Below are 16,439 nucleotides of genomic sequence, written 5' to 3' on the forward strand. Positions count from 1 at the left end.
GATTATTTCCAATTCTTAAAATATTCATGTACTTTTGCACAAAACTTTAAGTTTATGATACAGTCGATGACAGGATACGGCAAAGCTACGGCCGAACTTCCAGATAAAAAGATAAACGTAGAAATCAAGTCGCTCAACAGCAAAGCAATGGATCTTTCCACTCGCATCGCTCCGGCTTATCGTGAAAAAGAGATAGAAATCCGCAACGAGATCTCCAAAGTACTGGAGCGCGGAAAGGTGGATTTCAGCCTCTGGATCGAAAAAAAAGAGAGTGCGGAGAGCGCAACTCCGATCAACCAGGTGTTGGTGGAAGGCTATTACAAGCAAATTCAGGCTATCTCGGAAAACCTCGGTATCCCCGTACCGACCGACTGGTTTCAGACGCTGCTCCGCATGCCGGATGTCATGTCTAAAACTGAAATTCAGGAGCTTTCGGAAGAAGAATGGCAAATGGTACGCGCCACCGTTCTCGAAGCAATCGGACATCTGGTGGACTTCCGCAAACAGGAAGGCGCTGCACTGGAAAAGAAATTCCGTGAGAAAATCGCCAACATCTCCCAACTGCTCGAAAAGATAACTCCTTACGAAAAAGAACGGGTGGAGAAAGTCAAAGAACGTATCACGGATGCGCTCGAAAAGACTTTGAACATGGATTACGATAAAAACAGGCTGGAACAGGAACTGATCTACTACATCGAAAAGCTGGATGTCAACGAGGAAAAACAACGTCTTACCAATCACCTGAAATACTTTATCAGCACATTGGAAAGCGGTAACGGACAGGGCAAAAAGCTCGGATTCATCGCTCAGGAAATGGGACGTGAAATCAATACGCTTGGCAGCAAGTCCAACCACGCCGAAATGCAAAAAATCGTCGTGCAGATGAAAGATGAGCTGGAACAGATCAAGGAACAAGTGCTGAACGTGATGTAAAAAAAATCTTCATTCTTCATTCAACATGACTGGTAAGTTAATTATTTTTTCTGCCCCTTCTGGTTCGGGCAAATCTACCATTATCAACTATCTGTTGACGCAGGATTTAAATCTCGTATTCTCTATTTCTGCAACCAGCCGTCCTCCACGCGGAACGGAAAAACACGGAGTTGAATATTTCTTCCTCACTCCCGAAGAGTTTCGTTGCCGTATTGAGAACAACGAGTTTCTGGAATACGAAGAAGTGTACAAGGACCGTTATTACGGAACACTGAAAGAGCAAGTGGAAAAGCAACTGGAGAAGGGCCAGAATGTGGTATTCGACTTGGATGTAGTGGGCGGATGTAACATCAAAAAGTATTACGGCGAACGTGCCTTGTCTATTTTTGTACAACCGCCTTCCATAGAAGAACTTCGCTGCCGGCTGACAGGCCGGGGCACGGATGATCCCGAAGTAATCGAATGCCGTATCGCAAAAGCGGAATATGAAATGACTTTTGCTCCCCAGTTTGACCGGGTGATTGTCAATGATGATCTGGAGACAGCAAAGGCTGAAACGCTGAAAGTGATCCGGGAATTTCTGGAGAAGGAATGAAAGAGCCTCTGAAAAAGCGAATAGAAAGCATAGAAAAGCAAGAAGGTGCGACTGAAAAGTTTATGTATCTGTGCGGTATTATCGGCATTGTCGATATAGTATTCGGTATTCTTTCGCTTTATCTGCATTTTTGGATAGCCGCCGGCATCTTTTTCTTAATTGCTGTCAGACAAGCAATCGTTTTCCCAAAATGGAGAAAGAAGCTAAAGATGGAAAAGGAAGCCAAAAGATTGAAGCAAGAAGTCAAGGCTGAATAACCTGAAGCAAAGAAGGAAGAGTAAAAAGGAGATAAAACGAGCATCAGAAAGAAGGAAAGGCAAGAATGGCAGAAAGCAGCAAACTAAAAACCGGAATATTCAGCGGATCGTTCAATCCGATTCATATCGGACATCTGGCTCTGGCCAACTACCTCTGTGAGTATGAAGGTCTGGATGAAATCTGGTTTATGACCAGCCCGCAAAATCCACTGAAAGCAGGAACGGAGCTATGGCCGGATGAGCTGCGTCTCCGGTTGGTGGAGCTTGCAACAGAAGGATACCCCCATTTCCATGCCTCGGACTTTGAGTTTCATCTGCCACGCCCTTCATACAGCGTACATACGTTGGAAAAGCTACACGAAGCCTATCCGGAACGAGAATTTTATTTAATTATCGGCTCGGATAATTGGACACGTTTCGACCGCTGGTATCAATCAGAACGCATTGTCAAAGAAAACCGGATTCTTGTCTATCCCCGCTCCGGATTTCCGGTAAATGAAAACGGACTGCCTGAGACAGTCCGCTTAGTTCATTCGCCTACCTTTGAGATAAGTTCTACCTTTATTCGTCAGGCACTCGACGAGAAGAAAGATATAAGATATTTTTTACATCCGAAAGTTTGGGAGTACATCACAGAATATATCCGGCAAAAAGGAATAAACGAAAGTTCATCTACTCCTTCAGGCGATGAAGGGTAATCATTATTATTTCTGCCGGAGCACCGATACGGACAGGCATTTGAGAAGTACCGATTCCGTTTGTGACAATCAATGGCATTTTTGTTGAATTATACGCCAGCCCGGTCAGAAAGCGAGTGCCGTAATGAGAGTTTTGTATCGGGGCGTAACCGAATACACGGACTTGTCCGCCATGAGTATGCCCTGCCAGAGCAATGTCCGTGTTAGCTACTGAAACATCTTCCACATAGTCCGGAGTATGAACCAATAAGATGACAAAATCGTTGGGTGAAAGCGCCAGCGTAGGCGACACGCCATTTTGTTTCAGATCGAAAGGGTTGCATACACCGGCAACAATAATCTGCTGGCCGTCTTTGCGCAACGTATCGACCTCGTGCTCCAACGGGCGCATTCCGTAATGCTTCATCGTACGGATGATTTCATCATGACAGCGTTCATAATCGTTATTTCCCATCACTCCGAAAGTCCCCATCGGTGTTTTCACACGGGCCAATGCGGCAAACAACGGTTCCACATATTCACAGCCTTCCTGATAATCCCCTCCCATCAGCAAAACATCCGGCTTCTGATCGTTCAAAAGACGGACAAGGTTATTTAAGCCTTTCTCTTTCAGCAGGCTTTTGTAATGCAAGTCGGAAATAAAAGCGATACGGAAACCTTCGAAGGCTTCGGGAACATCACGGTGCGTGAAATCATATTCTACCACACGGTCGATGCCGCTATAAGCGGAAGAAACACTCACGGTGGAGGACGTGATCTTCGTTCCGCGAAGAACTAAGTTACGTTCTTCCTGTTCGGAGACGGTTTCTTTCTTTACTGTTTTCTTCTGCTGTTTCGTCGAAACTTTCAGATCAGCAAGCTGCGAATGATCCGGAGTAAACAGACCGTCAATAATGGCAGAGCTGTCAGGACGGATAGAATCGACATTGAGAACAGGACGAGGCAAAGTCGATACGACATTCTTCTTCGATTTACAAGAAACGAACAGGAACAATACGAATACTATGAACAGGATATTTGTTTTCTTCATTTTCTTTTATTTTTCACTTCTTCTTTCGTTAGTTTATTGGCTGCATTCCGAATGCCAGACCGGCTCATACATTATAAACTGATATTACAAACTGATAGCGAACGAATACCAATAACACATTCCCCCACTATTTGAGGCGCAAAGATAGGAAAAATCATGTATCTTTGTCCGCCAAAACTTATTATTATATATTAAATCATGGAAGAAGCAAAACGTAACTCACTGTATGCGTGGATATTAGCAGCACGTCCTAAAACTCTGACAGGAGCTATCACGCCAGTCATGATCGGTAGTGCACTTGCCTATATGGATGGACATTTTCAATGGTTGCCGGCTCTGATCTGTTGCCTGTTCGCCAGCCTGATGCAAATAGCCGCCAATTTTATCAACGACCTCTTCGACTACCTCAAAGGAACCGACCGCGAAGACCGGCTGGGACCGGAACGAGCTTGTGCACAAGGCTGGATTTCACCGAAAGCCATGCGAAACGGAATCATCATCACCGTACTATTTGCCTGTCTGATCGGCTCTTCGCTGTTGTTCTATGCCGGATGGGAGCTAATCATAGTAGGACTTCTCTGCGTGCTATTCGCTTTCCTTTATACCACAGGGCCTTATCCATTGTCCTACAACGGTTGGGGAGATATTCTGGTCATCGTCTTTTTCGGATTCGTCCCCGTAGGCGGAACGTACTACGTACAAGCCTTGACATGGACGACAGACACCACAATCGCTTCTTTAATATGTGGGCTGCTGATTGATACCTTACTGGTAGTCAACAATTACCGTGACCGGGAAGCGGACGCGCGAAGCGGAAAGCGAACGGTCATCGTCCGTTTTGGCGAGAAGTTCGGAAGTTATCTTTATTTGATGCTGGGGATGACAGCAAGCCTTCTGTGCTTTTGGTTTCTCTTCGAAGGACACTTATACGCCGCCCTCCTTCCATTACTCTATCTGATTCCTCACTTCCTCACATGGAAACGAATGGTCCGGATACACAGTGGCAAAAAACTAAACAGCATATTAGGCGAAACTTCACGTAATATGCTGTTAATGGGTATTTTGCTATCGATAGGATTCTTTTTAAATTAAGAATGAGGAATGAACTAAATGAAGAATGAAGAATTGGCTGCGCTATTATACTGCATAATAATTCTTAATTCTTCATTCTTAATTCTTCATTTAAATCATTTTCCGTACATCTTTTCGTAATATCCTTGGTAGTCTCCGCTGGTCACTTCTTCTACCCAGTCTTGATTTTCCAGATACCACACGATTGTTTTCACGATGCCATCTTCAAATTTTGTTTCGGGGTACCAGCCCAAAGCGTTGGTGATCTTTGTAGGATCAATCGCATAGCGTTGGTCGTGTCCCAGACGGTCTTTGACAAAAGTAATCAGGTCGTTGTTGATCCAGTCGATAGATATTTCTCCGTCTTCGCCTTTCACTTTCTTCTTGAGGATCTGACGATATTCCGGTTTCTCGGTCATTAGTTTACGGATGGTGGCAATGGTCAGTTTCACAATCTCAAGATTGGTTTCTTCGTTGTGGCCGCCTACGTTGTACACTTCGCCTTCTTTGCCTTCACGCACTACCAGGTCGATAGCTTTGCAGTGGTCTTCTACATAAAGCCAGTCGCGTACATTGCTTCCATCACCGTAGACAGGCAGATGTTTGCCTTCGAGTATATTCTTGATAATCAACGGAATCAGTTTTTCCGGAAAATGATAGGGACCGTAGTTATTGGAACAACGGGTGATCGTTACCGGCATTTTGTAGGTGTCGTGATAAGCCATGACAACCATGTCCGCACTTGTCTTGGAAGCACTGTACGGGCTGTGCGGACAAAGCGGAGTTTCTTCCGTAAAGTAGCCCTCGGCTCCGAGTGAGCCGTACACTTCGTCGGTAGATACCTGATGGTAGCGAACTCCTTTTCTCCAAGTAGGATATCCTTGTTCGTCCTTGCCCATTACCCAGGCACGACGGGCACAATCCAACAAGTTCTGCGTTCCAAGAATGTTTGTAATCAGAAACAGTTGCGGGTTCTCGATGCTGCGGTCTACATGGCTTTCGGCAGCGAAATTCACCACATAGTCGAAACGGTATTCGGCAAAGAGGCTGTCTACCACATCGCGGCTGCAAATGTCTCCTTTGATAAAGAAACAACGTTCGTTATCAATATCTTTGGCAATAGTTCCCAGATTACCTGCATACGTCAGGGCGTCAAGAACTACCACTTTTACGTCGCTGTGCTTGGCCAAGATATACTTAATATAATTGGCGCCAATAAATCCTGCGGCACCGGTCACCAGATAAGTTTTCATATATGATTATTTATGTTTATTTCAAGGGTTGTTTTGAGAGTTCTATCAGGTATTTACCGTATTCGGTCTTTTCGAGTTTCTGTCCGAGCAGCAGCAATTGTCCGGACGAAATCCATCCTTGCCGCCAGGCTATTTCTTCGATACAGCTGACGTAGAAGCCTTGCCGGTTCTGAATGGTGGCCACGAAGTTGGAAGCCTCGAGCAGACTGTCGCAATTGCCGGTATCCAGCCAAGCGAATCCGCGTCCGAACAGTTCCACGTTCAGCGTGCCTTCTTCGAGATACAGGCGGTTCAAGTCCGTTATTTCATATTCTCCACGAGCCGAAGGCTGGAGAGAAGCGGCTTTTTCCGTTACGGTAGCGTCGTAGAAGTAAAGTCCGGGAACGGCATAATTACTCTTTGGCACCAATGGCTTTTCTTCCAGAGAAACGACTTTTCCCTGCCCGTTAAATTCTACTACGCCGTAAGCCCGCGGGTCTTTCACGTAATAGCCGAAAATGCAGGCCCCCTTTTCCACGCTGGCAGCGCGCTGGAGCATGGCGGAAAACCCCTGTCCATAAAACATATTGTCCCCAAGAATCAGACAACCTGCCTCACCATTCAGGAAATCAGCTCCCAGCACGAAGGCTTGCGCCAGTCCGTTAGGTTGTTCCTGTATTTTGTAAGAGAAAGACATTCCGAGCTCCTCACCTGAGCCCAATAAGTCCTGAAACATCGGCAAATCACGCGGAGTAGAGATGACCAGCACCTCCCGTATTCCTGCCAGCATAAGCGTTGACAGCGGATAATAAATCATCGGCTTGTCGTATACGGGCATGATTTGTTTGGAAATCGCTTTGGAAAGCGGATAAAGACGAGTGGCGCTTCCACCGGCTAGAATAATTCCTTTCATTGTCGTCTGAGTTATTCATTTACTGCGTGCAAAGGTCGGAAAGAAATCTGACGTGACAAAATGAATTGTAAGAAATCTACCCTGCCAGTTCAATTACTTCCAAGTCCTTAAACGTTCCGTTGTCGATGACAAAGCGCACCATTGTCCGCACTTTATGGAATCCGGACATGCCGGCGGCACCGGGATTGATGTGCAACATGTCCAACGTTTTATCGTATTTCACCTTTAATATATGAGAGTGTCCGCTGATAAAAAGTTTCGGCGGACGAGCCATGAGGCTGCCGATGACGGAAGGGTCGTACTTGCCCGGATAACCGCCGATATGCTTGATCAAGACCTCGGCTCCATCTACCGTGAAACGGTTTACCTGCGGAAACATCTTCCGTATTTCCTGCCCGTCTATGTTTCCGTAAACCGCCCGGAGCGGACGGAAAGCCGCCAACTTCTCGGCCACTTCTACCGAACCGATATCTCCGGCATGCCAGATTTCGTCGCATGACTCAAAATATTCGAGATACTTTTCGTCCCAATAAGCGTGGGTATCGGACAATAATCCAATTCTTGTCATAATTTTCTTTGTTTAGTCCTGCAAAGATACTATATTTGGGAAAATCTTAAAGCACATGGAAAGCAAATATAATTATTTTAAACGTGATATCAGCTGGCTCTCATTCAATTATCGGGTGTTGCTCGAAGCATTGGACGAGCGTCTGCCGCTATACGAGCGCATCAACTTCATCTCCATCTATTCTTCCAACCTGGAAGAGTTTTACAAAATTCGGGTGGCAGACCACAAGGCCGTTGCATCCGGTGCCACCGAAAGCGATGAAGAAACCGTACAATCGGCCCGTGAACTCGTAGAGGAAATCAATCAGGAAGTAAACCGCCAGCTGGACGACCGTGTACGCATTTATGAAGAAAAGATACTACCCGCCCTGCGCAAAAACCATATCATTTTCTACCAGGACAGACATGTAGAACCTTTCCATCAGCAGTTTATCAAGGACTTTTTCCGGGAAGAAATCTTCCCTTACCTGCAACCCGTGCCCGTATCGAAGGACAAAATTGTCTCTTTCCTCCGGGATAACCGGCTCTACCTCGCTATCCGTCTTTATCTGAAAGATGAAAAGAACGCCACCAACCGGAAGCCATCTTATTTCGTCATGAAACAGCCGTACGCCAAAGTGCCCCGTTTCATCGAACTTCCGTCCCATGACAACCACTTTTATATCATGTTCACCGAAGACATCATCAAAGCGAACCTCAACCTCATTTTTCCCGGCTACGACGTCGACTCCAGCTACTGCATCAAAATCTCCCGCGATGCCGATATCCTGATAGACGACACCGCCAGCAGCGCCGACCTCGTGGCACAACTGAAAAAGAAAGTAAAAAAGCGCAAAATAGGCGACGTCTGCCGCTTCGTCTACGACCGAGCCATGCCGGAGGACTTCCTCGACTTTCTGATCGACGCCTTCCGCATCCACCGTGACGAACTTGTCCCCGGTGACAAACATCTAAATCTGGAGGACCTGCGTCATCTGCCCAACCCGAACAAGTCTCTCCACCGCATCGAAAAGCCGCAACCGATGAAGCTGACCATCCTCGACGAAAAGGAATCCATCTTCAACTACGTCGCGAAAAAAGACCTGCTGTTATATTATCCGTACCACTCCTTCGAGCACTTCACGCACTTCCTCTACGAAGCAGTGCACAACCCGGAAACACGTGAAATAATGGTCACCCAATACCGGGTAGCCGAAAACTCCGCTGTTATCAACACCTTGATAGCCGCTGCCCAAAACGGCAAGAAGGTCACTGTATTTGTCGAACTCAAAGCCCGTTTCGACGAAGAGAACAACCTCGCCACTGCCGAAATGATGCAAGCTGCCGGCATCAAAATCATTTATAGCATCCCCGGCCTGAAAGTACACGCCAAAGTAGCCCTCGTTCGTCGTCGTGGGCTGAACGGCGAGAAAATCCCCAGCTACGCCTACATCAGCACGGGCAACTTCAACGAGAAGACCGCCACCCTCTATGCCGACTGCGGACTTTTCACCTGCCGCAAGGAAATAGTGAACGACCTCTACAACCTCTTCCGCACCCTGCAAGGCAAGGAAGATCCGAAATTCACCACCCTCCTTGTCGCCCGCTTCAACCTCATACCGGAACTGAACCGCCTCATCGACCGGGAAATTTCCCTTGCCGACCAAGACAAAGGCGGACGTATCATCCTCAAGATGAACGCCCTCCAAGACCCAACAATGATCAACCGACTCTACGAGGCTTCCGAGCACGGCGTACAAATCGACCTCATCGTCCGCGGTATCTGCTGCCTCATCCCGGGACAGTCATACAGCCGTAACATCCGTGTTACCCGCATTGTCGACAGTTTTCTGGAACACGCCCGCATCTGGTACTTCGGCAACGAAGGCCGCCCCAAAGTGTATATGGGCTCACCCGACTGGATGCGCCGCAACCTCTACCGCCGCATCGAAGCCGTCACTCCCATCCTCGATCCCGACCTGCGCACCAGCCTGATCGAAATGCTGAATATCCAGCTCGCCGACAATCAAAAAGCCTGCCTGGTAGACGAAAACCTGCAAAACGTATTCAAGAAAAAAACACCCGGCACACCCAACGTCCGTGCCCAATACGATTTCTACAAATGGCTGTTTGGAAATGAAGAATGAAGAATTGCTTTGCAGCGTGATAGCACAGCCAATTCTTCATTCAAAACGAATCGGAAAAGAATATATTTAGGCACGGATTACACGGATTAACACGGTTTTAGTGCTATGATTACGTAAAACAACCGTGTTAATCCGTGTAATCCGTGCCTAATCCTCAATTTATAATTTAGTTTATTTCTGTACGGATTTGAGCTAAATTAGAAGCTAGCAGTATCTTTATTGGGGCCGAATAAAAAGTCGGTAGTATCTCAAATCTCCTCCTTCGGGAAAGAGGGGAAGCCATGCGGATAGTCAGTTCAAATCCATGCAGACAGCTAGCTCAAATCCATACGGATAGTCAGCTCAAATCCGTACATAAATAAGTGACCAGTTACAATAGCAAACCAACTCAACGATTCAAACTCCCCCTAAAAATAAACGACAATACAATCCATTAAAAAAGAAGTTTCTTTCCCACATCTTTTTTCTAACTAACAAGCCATCAGCAACAAACGCCCTACAACCACACAAGCAATATAGCAAAAAACAACTCCACCGCACCACATCCCCCCTATCATCTTACATACTCCCCTCTCACCCCCCCGCATGCATCCCACCCCGCATGGTTCCCCCGGCCTACTTTTTTCTCCGTCAAGCGAGCGCCCGTAACGAAGCGTTAAGAAGGGCAGACTGTTTGAGCGTAGCGAGTTTCTGCCCTTTAGCACAGTGAAGGAAGCGAGTAGGAGAAAAAAGTAAGCCTTGAATTTTTCTTTGGTTCTTTCTTTTGTTTCAAGACAAAAGAAAGAACGCTGTAACACAAATGTAACATGTATGACATCCCCCTGCAACCTCAAATCCCGTCCTTTGCACCCGAAAAAAATAACATACACAACTTTCTTTATGGAGACAATTTACTTATGCATTATCATTTTCCTGTTCGTCCTCGCCGTCTTCGACTTGATAGTCGGTGTCAGTAACGATGCAGTCAACTTTCTGAATTCGGCGGTAGGAGCCAAGGCCGCCTCGTTCAAAACCATCCTTTTCATTGCCGGTATCGGTATTTTCATCGGTGCCTCCCTGTCCAATGGTATGATGGACATTGCCCGGCACGGCATCTACCAGCCCGAGCATTTCTACTTTGCCGAAATCATGTGTATCCTGCTCGCCGTCATGCTGACCGATGTCGTCCTGCTGGACGTATTCAATTCGATGGGGATGCCCACCTCCACCACCGTTTCGCTGGTATTCGAGTTGCTCGGAGGCACCTTCGCCCTCTCCCTGATCAAAGTAAACAATGACGCCACTCTCGCCATGGGCGACCTGATCAATACCGACAAAGCCCTTTCCGTCATCATGGCCATCTTTGTGTCCGTAGCCATTGCCTTCTTTTTTGGTATGTTAGTACAGTGGCTCGCCCGCATCATCTTCACGTTCAACTACACGAAAAACATCAAATACAGCATCGGTCTGTTCGGTGGCATAGCCGCCACTTCCATCATCTACTTCATGCTGATCAAAGGGCTGAAAGACAGCTCCTTCATGACTCCCGAAAACAAACAGTGGATACAAGACAACACCCTCTTGCTGATCGGCAGCTTCTTCGTCTTCTTCACAATACTAATGCAAGTGCTCCACTGGCTCAAAGTCAACGTATTCAAAGTAGTGGTACTGATGGGAACCTTCGCCCTCGCCCTCGCCTTCGCCGGTAACGACCTTGTCAACTTCATCGGAGTTCCTCTCGCAGGCTACTCCTCCTTCATAGATTACACCACCAACGGAACAGGAACAAGCCCGGACAGCTTCCTGATGACTTCGCTGCTGGGTCCTGCCAAAACCCCTTGGTACTTCCTGATCGGAGCGGGCACCATCATGGTCTTCGCCCTCTGTACCTCTAAAAAGGCACATGCCGTTATCAAAACCTCGGTAGACCTTTCCCGACAGGACGAAGGAGAAGAAAACTTCGGCAGCACACCGATGGCACGCACACTGGTCCGTTTCAGCATGGCCCTTGCCAACGGAACCTCCCGCATCATGCCCGAAGGCGCGAAACAATGGATCAACTCCCGTTTCCGTAAAAATGAAGCCATCATAGCCGACGGAGCCGCTTTCGACCTCGTCCGTGCCTCTGTCAACCTCGTTCTCGCCGGACTGCTCATCGCCTTGGGAACATCACTGAAACTGCCCCTCTCCACTACCTACGTCACTTTCATGGTAGCGATGGGTACCTCGCTCGCCGACCGTGCATGGGGACGTGATTCTGCCGTTTATCGTATCACAGGCGTTCTGAGCGTCATCGGTGGCTGGTTCATCACTGCCGGAGCCGCCTTCACCATCTGTTTCTTCGTAGCTCTCGTGCTGCACTATGGTGGAAACATCTCCATCATCGCACTGATCGGAATCGCCATCTTCATCCTGATCCGCAGCCAAGTGATGTACAAAAAACGCAAAGCGAAAGAGCAAGGCAACGAAACGCTGAAACAACTGATGCAAACTTCCGACAGCGAAGAGGCCCTGCAACTGATGCGTAAACATACCCGCGAGGAACTCGCCAAAGTACTGGAATACGCCGAAACGAATTTCGAACTGACCGTCACCTCCTTCATTCACGAAAACCTGCGCGGACTGCGCCGTGCCATGGGCTCTACGAAATTCGAAAAGCAACTCATCAAACAGATGAAACGCACCGGAACCGTAGCCATGTGCCGTCTCGACAACAACACCGTGCTCGAAAAAGGGCTTTACTACTACCAGGGCAACGACTTCGCCAGCGAACTGGTATACAGCATCTCGCGCCTCTGCGAGCCTTGCCTCGAACACATCGACAATAACTTCAACCCTCTTGACGCCATTCAAAAAGGTGAATTCAGCGATGTAGCCGAAGACATCACCTACTTGATTCAGCAATGCCGCAAGAAGCTGGAAAACAACGATTATCAGAATATGGAAGAAGAAATCCGTCGTGCCAACGACCTCAACGGACAGCTCTCGCAACTGAAACGCAAAGAATTGCAACGCATCCAGAGTCAAGCGGGCAGCATCCGGGTAAGTATGGTTTATCTGACTATGGTGCAGGAAGCGCAAAATGTAGTGACTTACATCATTAATCTGATGAAAGTAAGCCGTAAATTCCAAATGGAAACAGAAATGCCGTAAGGCTGCTCATCCCCAAAGCACACAACAAAAGGGTTTATCTTCAAAAAGTCTATCCAAATGAATCAAAGTATGCATTAAAGATAAACCGGAAAAAGCAAGAAGGGCTGCTCCCAAATAGAAATGAGGCAGCCCTTCTTATATTATAATAAGGTAGAACCTAAGCATCCGTCGTCTTGAAAACGAGCGAAGCCCTGCCCGAAAAAGAACACTGATATCGAAAAAGAGGAAGATAAAGTTGCGATTACAGTAAGGGAGTCGTGAAACCTAGTTGCGGAAGCAGTATTTATAGTCTGATTTACAATAAGATAAGACAGAAAAAGAGGAAAAAGAGGGACTTTAAAATATTAATAAGTCTTAGAAGAACTTGGTACATTCGTAATTGTAAACTTACCATCAATATCCGTGATAGTACCAAGAGTAGTGCCACTCACCAATACGGAGGCACCCACAACAGGCAGGCCATCTTCCTCGGCAGTTACCACACCGGTAACTCGGGATGTCTGCGCTGTCACCAGACCTATACCCACAAAAAGGAAGGTCATAAAGAACATCAATTTTCTTTTCATAAATTCTCTCTTAAATTTAACCTATAAATAGACTTCTAGTCTCTAACAGGTTGCAAAGATAACACTATTTATATCAAAATTAAAAAAGTGTTACGTTTTTAACTATAAAGTAGCATATTGAAAGAAATTATCAAAGAAATAGATACAACAAGAAGGCTCTACTATTAATTTTGCGATATTTAAACAACATAGTGCGACATAAAGAAAGTGTTAAAACCGACATTATCATAAAAAGAACATCAGGAAATCATTCAAAATGGTATCTTTTTATCATTTTATGCTTAAATAGCCTCAATAACACTTAACGCTTCCGGAAAAGAGAATCCCCCATCATACCAAGTTCTTCTAAAACTTTGCGCGTTTCCTATGTAGGAATGGTTCCGCAAACTGTAACGATCAAACAAGGAGTCATCAACGTAGTATTAAAAAGTGACGCCAAAGCACTGGATGAAGTAGTAGTAACGGCAATGGGTATCTCACGCGAAAAGAAAGCATTGGGATATGCCGTTCAGGATGTAAAATCCGAACAACTGACGCAAGCTTCCAACTCCAGTCTGGCAGGAGCGCTGCAAGGAAAAGTATCCGGTTTGGATATCAAACCTTCGAGTGGTATGCCGGGGGCATCTTCGCAGATTACGATCCGTGGTGCACGTTCTTTCTCCGGAGACAACACTCCTCTATATGTGATTGACGGAATGGCGGTAACAAGTACCCCAGACGTGGATACACAGATACAGAACAACGGTAGTGTGAGCGGTGTGGACTTTGCCAACCGTGCGGTAGACATCGACCCGAACGACATTGAAAGCATCAACATCCTCAAAGGACAGGCAGCTTCGGCACTTTACGGTATCCGTGCTTCCAATGGTGTAATCATCATCACCACCAAAAGCGGTAAGGGACTGGAGAAAGGCAAACCACAGGTCAGCTTCTCATCCAATGTCAGCTTTGACGTGATTGGGCGTCTGCCCGAATTCCAGAAAACGTATGCGCAAGGGTCCGGTGGCAATTACAGCCCTACTTCGGGGCTATCCTGGGGACCTAAAATCTCCGAACTGCCCAACGACTCCAAATACGGCGGTAACACCGACAATGAATTCACCCAAAAGCACGGCAAGCAATCCGGCAAATATTATGTGCCACAGCGCGCCTCAGCAGGTCTCGCCCCTTGGGCTGCTCCACAGGCTTACGACAACGCAAAAGATTTCTTCGAGACAGGCGTGACTTGGAGCAACTCACTGAACGTAGCGCAAACACTGGAAAAAAGTTCTTACTCCGTATCGCTGGGAAATACGCATCAGGATGGTATTATCCCCAAAACAGGTATGGACAGATATAACGTGAAAGTGAGCGCAGAAACAAAGCTGACCAATAATTTCACGACAGGTTTCGCCGGAAATTACATCACAACTTCCATCGACAAAGCGGTAACTTCCGGAAACGGTCTGCTGAGAACCGTTTACGCATCTCCCGCAAGCTACGACCTGGCAGGTATTCCTAGCCATGTGGACGGTGACATCTATAAGCAAAATTCTTTCCGCGGCAGTTTTGACAACGCTTACTGGGCGATAGACAACAACAAATATACGGAAGACACCAACCGTTTCTTCGGAAATATATACGCCAACTACCAAACAGATTTCGGCACCGCCAACCACAAGCTGAATGCGAAATACATGGTGGGTGTTGACGCCTACACCACGCACTACTCCGACAGCTACGGATACGGAAGCAACACCGGAGGCGGTCGCGGCCAGATAGAAAACTACGGCTGGACAAACGCTACCTACAACTCATTGCTGACCATCAATTACGACTGGCACATCAATGACGACTGGGGCCTGAATGCTGTAGTCGGTAATGAGTTCATCCAAAGCAACAGAAAGAAATACTACGAATACGGATCAAACTACAACTTCGCAGGGTGGAACCACATTAACAATGCCACCACTCAGCAAACGGAAGAGGAAAGGTGGAAAAACCGTACAGTCGGTTTCTTCGCCAACGTATCGGCTGCGTACAGAAACATGCTTTATCTGACAGTAACCGGACGTCAAGACTATGTATCCAACATGCCGCGTGACAACCGTTCGTTCTTCTATCCTTCCGTGTCAGCAGGGTTCATCCTGACAGAACTCGAGGAACTGAAAAACGACGTAGTCAATTACGCCAAACTGAGAGTTTCTTATGCAGAAGTAGGACAGGCAGGGGATTTCCTTGAAAATTATTACTCGACTCCAACGTACGGAGGAGGTTTTTATTCGCTGAACCCCATTATGTACCCGATCAAAGGTACCACTGCGTACACCCCTTATTACACCATATTCGACCCGAATCTGAAACCTCAGAATACACGTTCTTACGAAATCGGTGCTGACGTGAATTTCTTCAACAACCTGATCACGTTGAACTACACTTATTCGCGCCAAAACGTTACAGACCAAATATTCTCAGTGCCTTTGGCTTCTTCTACCGGCGCCAGCAAACTGTTGACCAACGGTGGTAAAATTCATACCGACACGCATGAAATCACATTGGGCTTCAACCCGATCCGCACTAAGAATATCGACTGGGATTTCGCTTTCAACTGGACAAAGATTGACAACTATGTAGACGAACTGGCTCCGGGCGTAGAAAACATCTCACTAGGAGGTTACGTCACTCCACAGGTTCGCGCATCGGCAGGAGAAAAATTCCCTGTCATCTACGGCGTAGGTTACAAGAGAGACGCTGACGGCAACCGACTGGTTGACGAAAACGGTCTGCCCATCGCCGGCGAAGCGCAAGTGATCGGAAAAGTTTCTCCGGATTTCGTAATGGGCTTCAACACTTCATTACGCCTGTGGAAATGTACCATCAGTGCTGTTCTCGACTGGAAACAAGGCGGTCAGATGTACAGCAGAACCACCGGTCTGTCCGACTATTACGGTGTAAGCAAAAGAACAGAGAACCGTGAAGGAACAATCATCTTTGACGGTTACAAACAGGATGGAACCAAAAACGACATCGCCATCACAGGAGCCAATGCACAGCAAGTGTACTACAGCCGTCTGAACGATATTGATGAATCTTCCGTATATGACAATTCTTTCATCAAACTTCGCGAAGTTGCAGTGAGCTACAAAGTACTCCAGAAAAAATGGATGGAACTTTCTGTGAACGCGTTCGCCAGAAACATTTTGGTTTGGGCGCAAATGCCTGACCTCGACCCGGAAGCCAGCCAAGGAAACAACAACATGTCCGGAGCTTTCGAAGACTATTCAATGCCGCAAACAGCTAGCTTTGGTTTCGGCTTTAATATTAAATTTTAATCTGCAAG

Annotated in this window: 13 protein-coding genes; 8 read left to right on the forward strand and 5 right to left on the reverse strand. The window is 46.9% G+C overall.

All coding sequences use genetic code 11. The annotated features are described in order from the left end of the window. The first annotated feature begins 54 nt into the window (after nt 1–54). The 4 genes from K6V30_RS24545 (at nt 55) to nadD (ending at nt 2,483) form a co-directional block, all read left to right on the forward strand. Nucleotides 55–933 (forward strand): YicC/YloC family endoribonuclease, encoded by an 879-nt coding sequence (locus K6V30_RS24545; protein ID WP_010539254.1) that lies wholly within the window; start codon nt 55–57, stop codon nt 931–933. A gap of 25 nt (nt 934–958) precedes the next feature. Beyond that, nucleotides 959–1,528, forward strand: coding sequence for a guanylate kinase (gene gmk, locus K6V30_RS24550; RefSeq protein ID WP_010539255.1), 570 nt, complete (start codon nt 959–961; stop codon nt 1,526–1,528). Next, nucleotides 1,525–1,785 (forward strand): hypothetical protein, encoded by a 261-nt coding sequence (locus K6V30_RS24555; protein ID WP_055271408.1) that lies wholly within the window; start codon nt 1,525–1,527, stop codon nt 1,783–1,785. Before gmk ends, K6V30_RS24555 begins: the two co-directional genes overlap by 4 nt. Before the next feature lie 65 nt (nt 1,786–1,850). Beyond that, nucleotides 1,851–2,483 carry a nicotinate (nicotinamide) nucleotide adenylyltransferase gene (gene nadD, locus K6V30_RS24560; protein WP_055271410.1) on the forward strand — a complete coding sequence of 211 codons (633 nt, stop codon included), beginning with the start codon at nt 1,851–1,853 and terminating at the stop codon, nt 2,481–2,483. Here the strand turns inward: nadD and K6V30_RS24565 are convergent. Next, nucleotides 2,458–3,513: a metallophosphoesterase gene (locus K6V30_RS24565; RefSeq protein WP_055271412.1), complete on the reverse strand. Its 1,056-nt coding sequence runs from the start codon at nt 3,511–3,513 to the stop codon at nt 2,458–2,460. The two genes, nadD and K6V30_RS24565, sit on opposite strands and share 26 nt — an antisense overlap. Nucleotides 3,514–3,711: 198 nt before the next feature. Here K6V30_RS24565 and K6V30_RS24570 point away from each other — a divergent pair, with 198 nt between their 5' ends. Further along, nucleotides 3,712–4,605 (forward strand): 1,4-dihydroxy-2-naphthoate polyprenyltransferase, encoded by an 894-nt coding sequence (locus tag K6V30_RS24570; protein WP_055271415.1) that lies wholly within the window; start codon nt 3,712–3,714, stop codon nt 4,603–4,605. 95 nt (nt 4,606–4,700) lie between these two features. Here K6V30_RS24570 and rfbB read toward each other — a convergent pair whose 3' ends face one another. From rfbB to K6V30_RS24585, 3 genes are all read right to left on the reverse strand, one after another. Next, a complete protein-coding gene (gene rfbB / locus K6V30_RS24575; protein WP_010539260.1) occupies nt 4,701–5,837 on the reverse strand; it encodes a dTDP-glucose 4,6-dehydratase in 1,137 nt (378 codons plus the stop codon). 16 nt (nt 5,838–5,853) lie between these two features. Continuing rightward, a complete protein-coding gene (gene rfbA / locus K6V30_RS24580; protein WP_055271417.1) occupies nt 5,854–6,729 on the reverse strand; it encodes a glucose-1-phosphate thymidylyltransferase RfbA in 876 nt (291 codons plus the stop codon). 76 nt (nt 6,730–6,805) lie between these two features. Further along, entirely contained in the window at nt 6,806–7,297 is a 492-nt protein-coding gene (locus tag K6V30_RS24585; protein WP_008766431.1) for a metallophosphoesterase family protein, read from the reverse strand. A 55-nt stretch (nt 7,298–7,352) separates the two neighbouring features. Between K6V30_RS24585 and K6V30_RS24590 the strand changes: the two genes are divergently transcribed. Both K6V30_RS24590 and K6V30_RS24595 read left to right on the forward strand, forming a co-directional pair. Next, entirely contained in the window at nt 7,353–9,422 is a 2,070-nt protein-coding gene (locus tag K6V30_RS24590; protein ID WP_055271419.1) for an RNA degradosome polyphosphate kinase, read from the forward strand. An 879-nt stretch (nt 9,423–10,301) separates the two neighbouring features. After that, nucleotides 10,302–12,554 carry an inorganic phosphate transporter gene (locus K6V30_RS24595; RefSeq protein ID WP_055271421.1) on the forward strand — a complete coding sequence of 751 codons (2,253 nt, stop codon included), beginning with the start codon at nt 10,302–10,304 and terminating at the stop codon, nt 12,552–12,554. Nucleotides 12,555–12,898: 344 nt separating this feature from the next. Here the strand turns inward: K6V30_RS24595 and K6V30_RS24600 are convergent, their stop codons facing one another. Then, nucleotides 12,899–13,120 carry a carboxypeptidase-like regulatory domain-containing protein gene (locus K6V30_RS24600; RefSeq protein ID WP_055271422.1) on the reverse strand — a complete coding sequence of 74 codons (222 nt, stop codon included), beginning with the start codon at nt 13,118–13,120 and terminating at the stop codon, nt 12,899–12,901. Nucleotides 13,121–13,449: 329 nt separating this feature from the next. On the opposite strand from K6V30_RS24600, the gene K6V30_RS24605 reads away from it, so the two are divergent. Then, nucleotides 13,450–16,431, forward strand: coding sequence for a SusC/RagA family TonB-linked outer membrane protein (locus K6V30_RS24605; RefSeq protein ID WP_255323218.1), 2,982 nt, complete (start codon nt 13,450–13,452; stop codon nt 16,429–16,431). The last annotated feature ends 8 nt before the right edge of the window (nt 16,432–16,439 follow it).

Source organism: Bacteroides faecis (assembly GCF_020091505.1).
GTDB classification, from domain to species: Bacteria; Bacteroidota; Bacteroidia; order Bacteroidales; family Bacteroidaceae; genus Bacteroides; species Bacteroides faecis.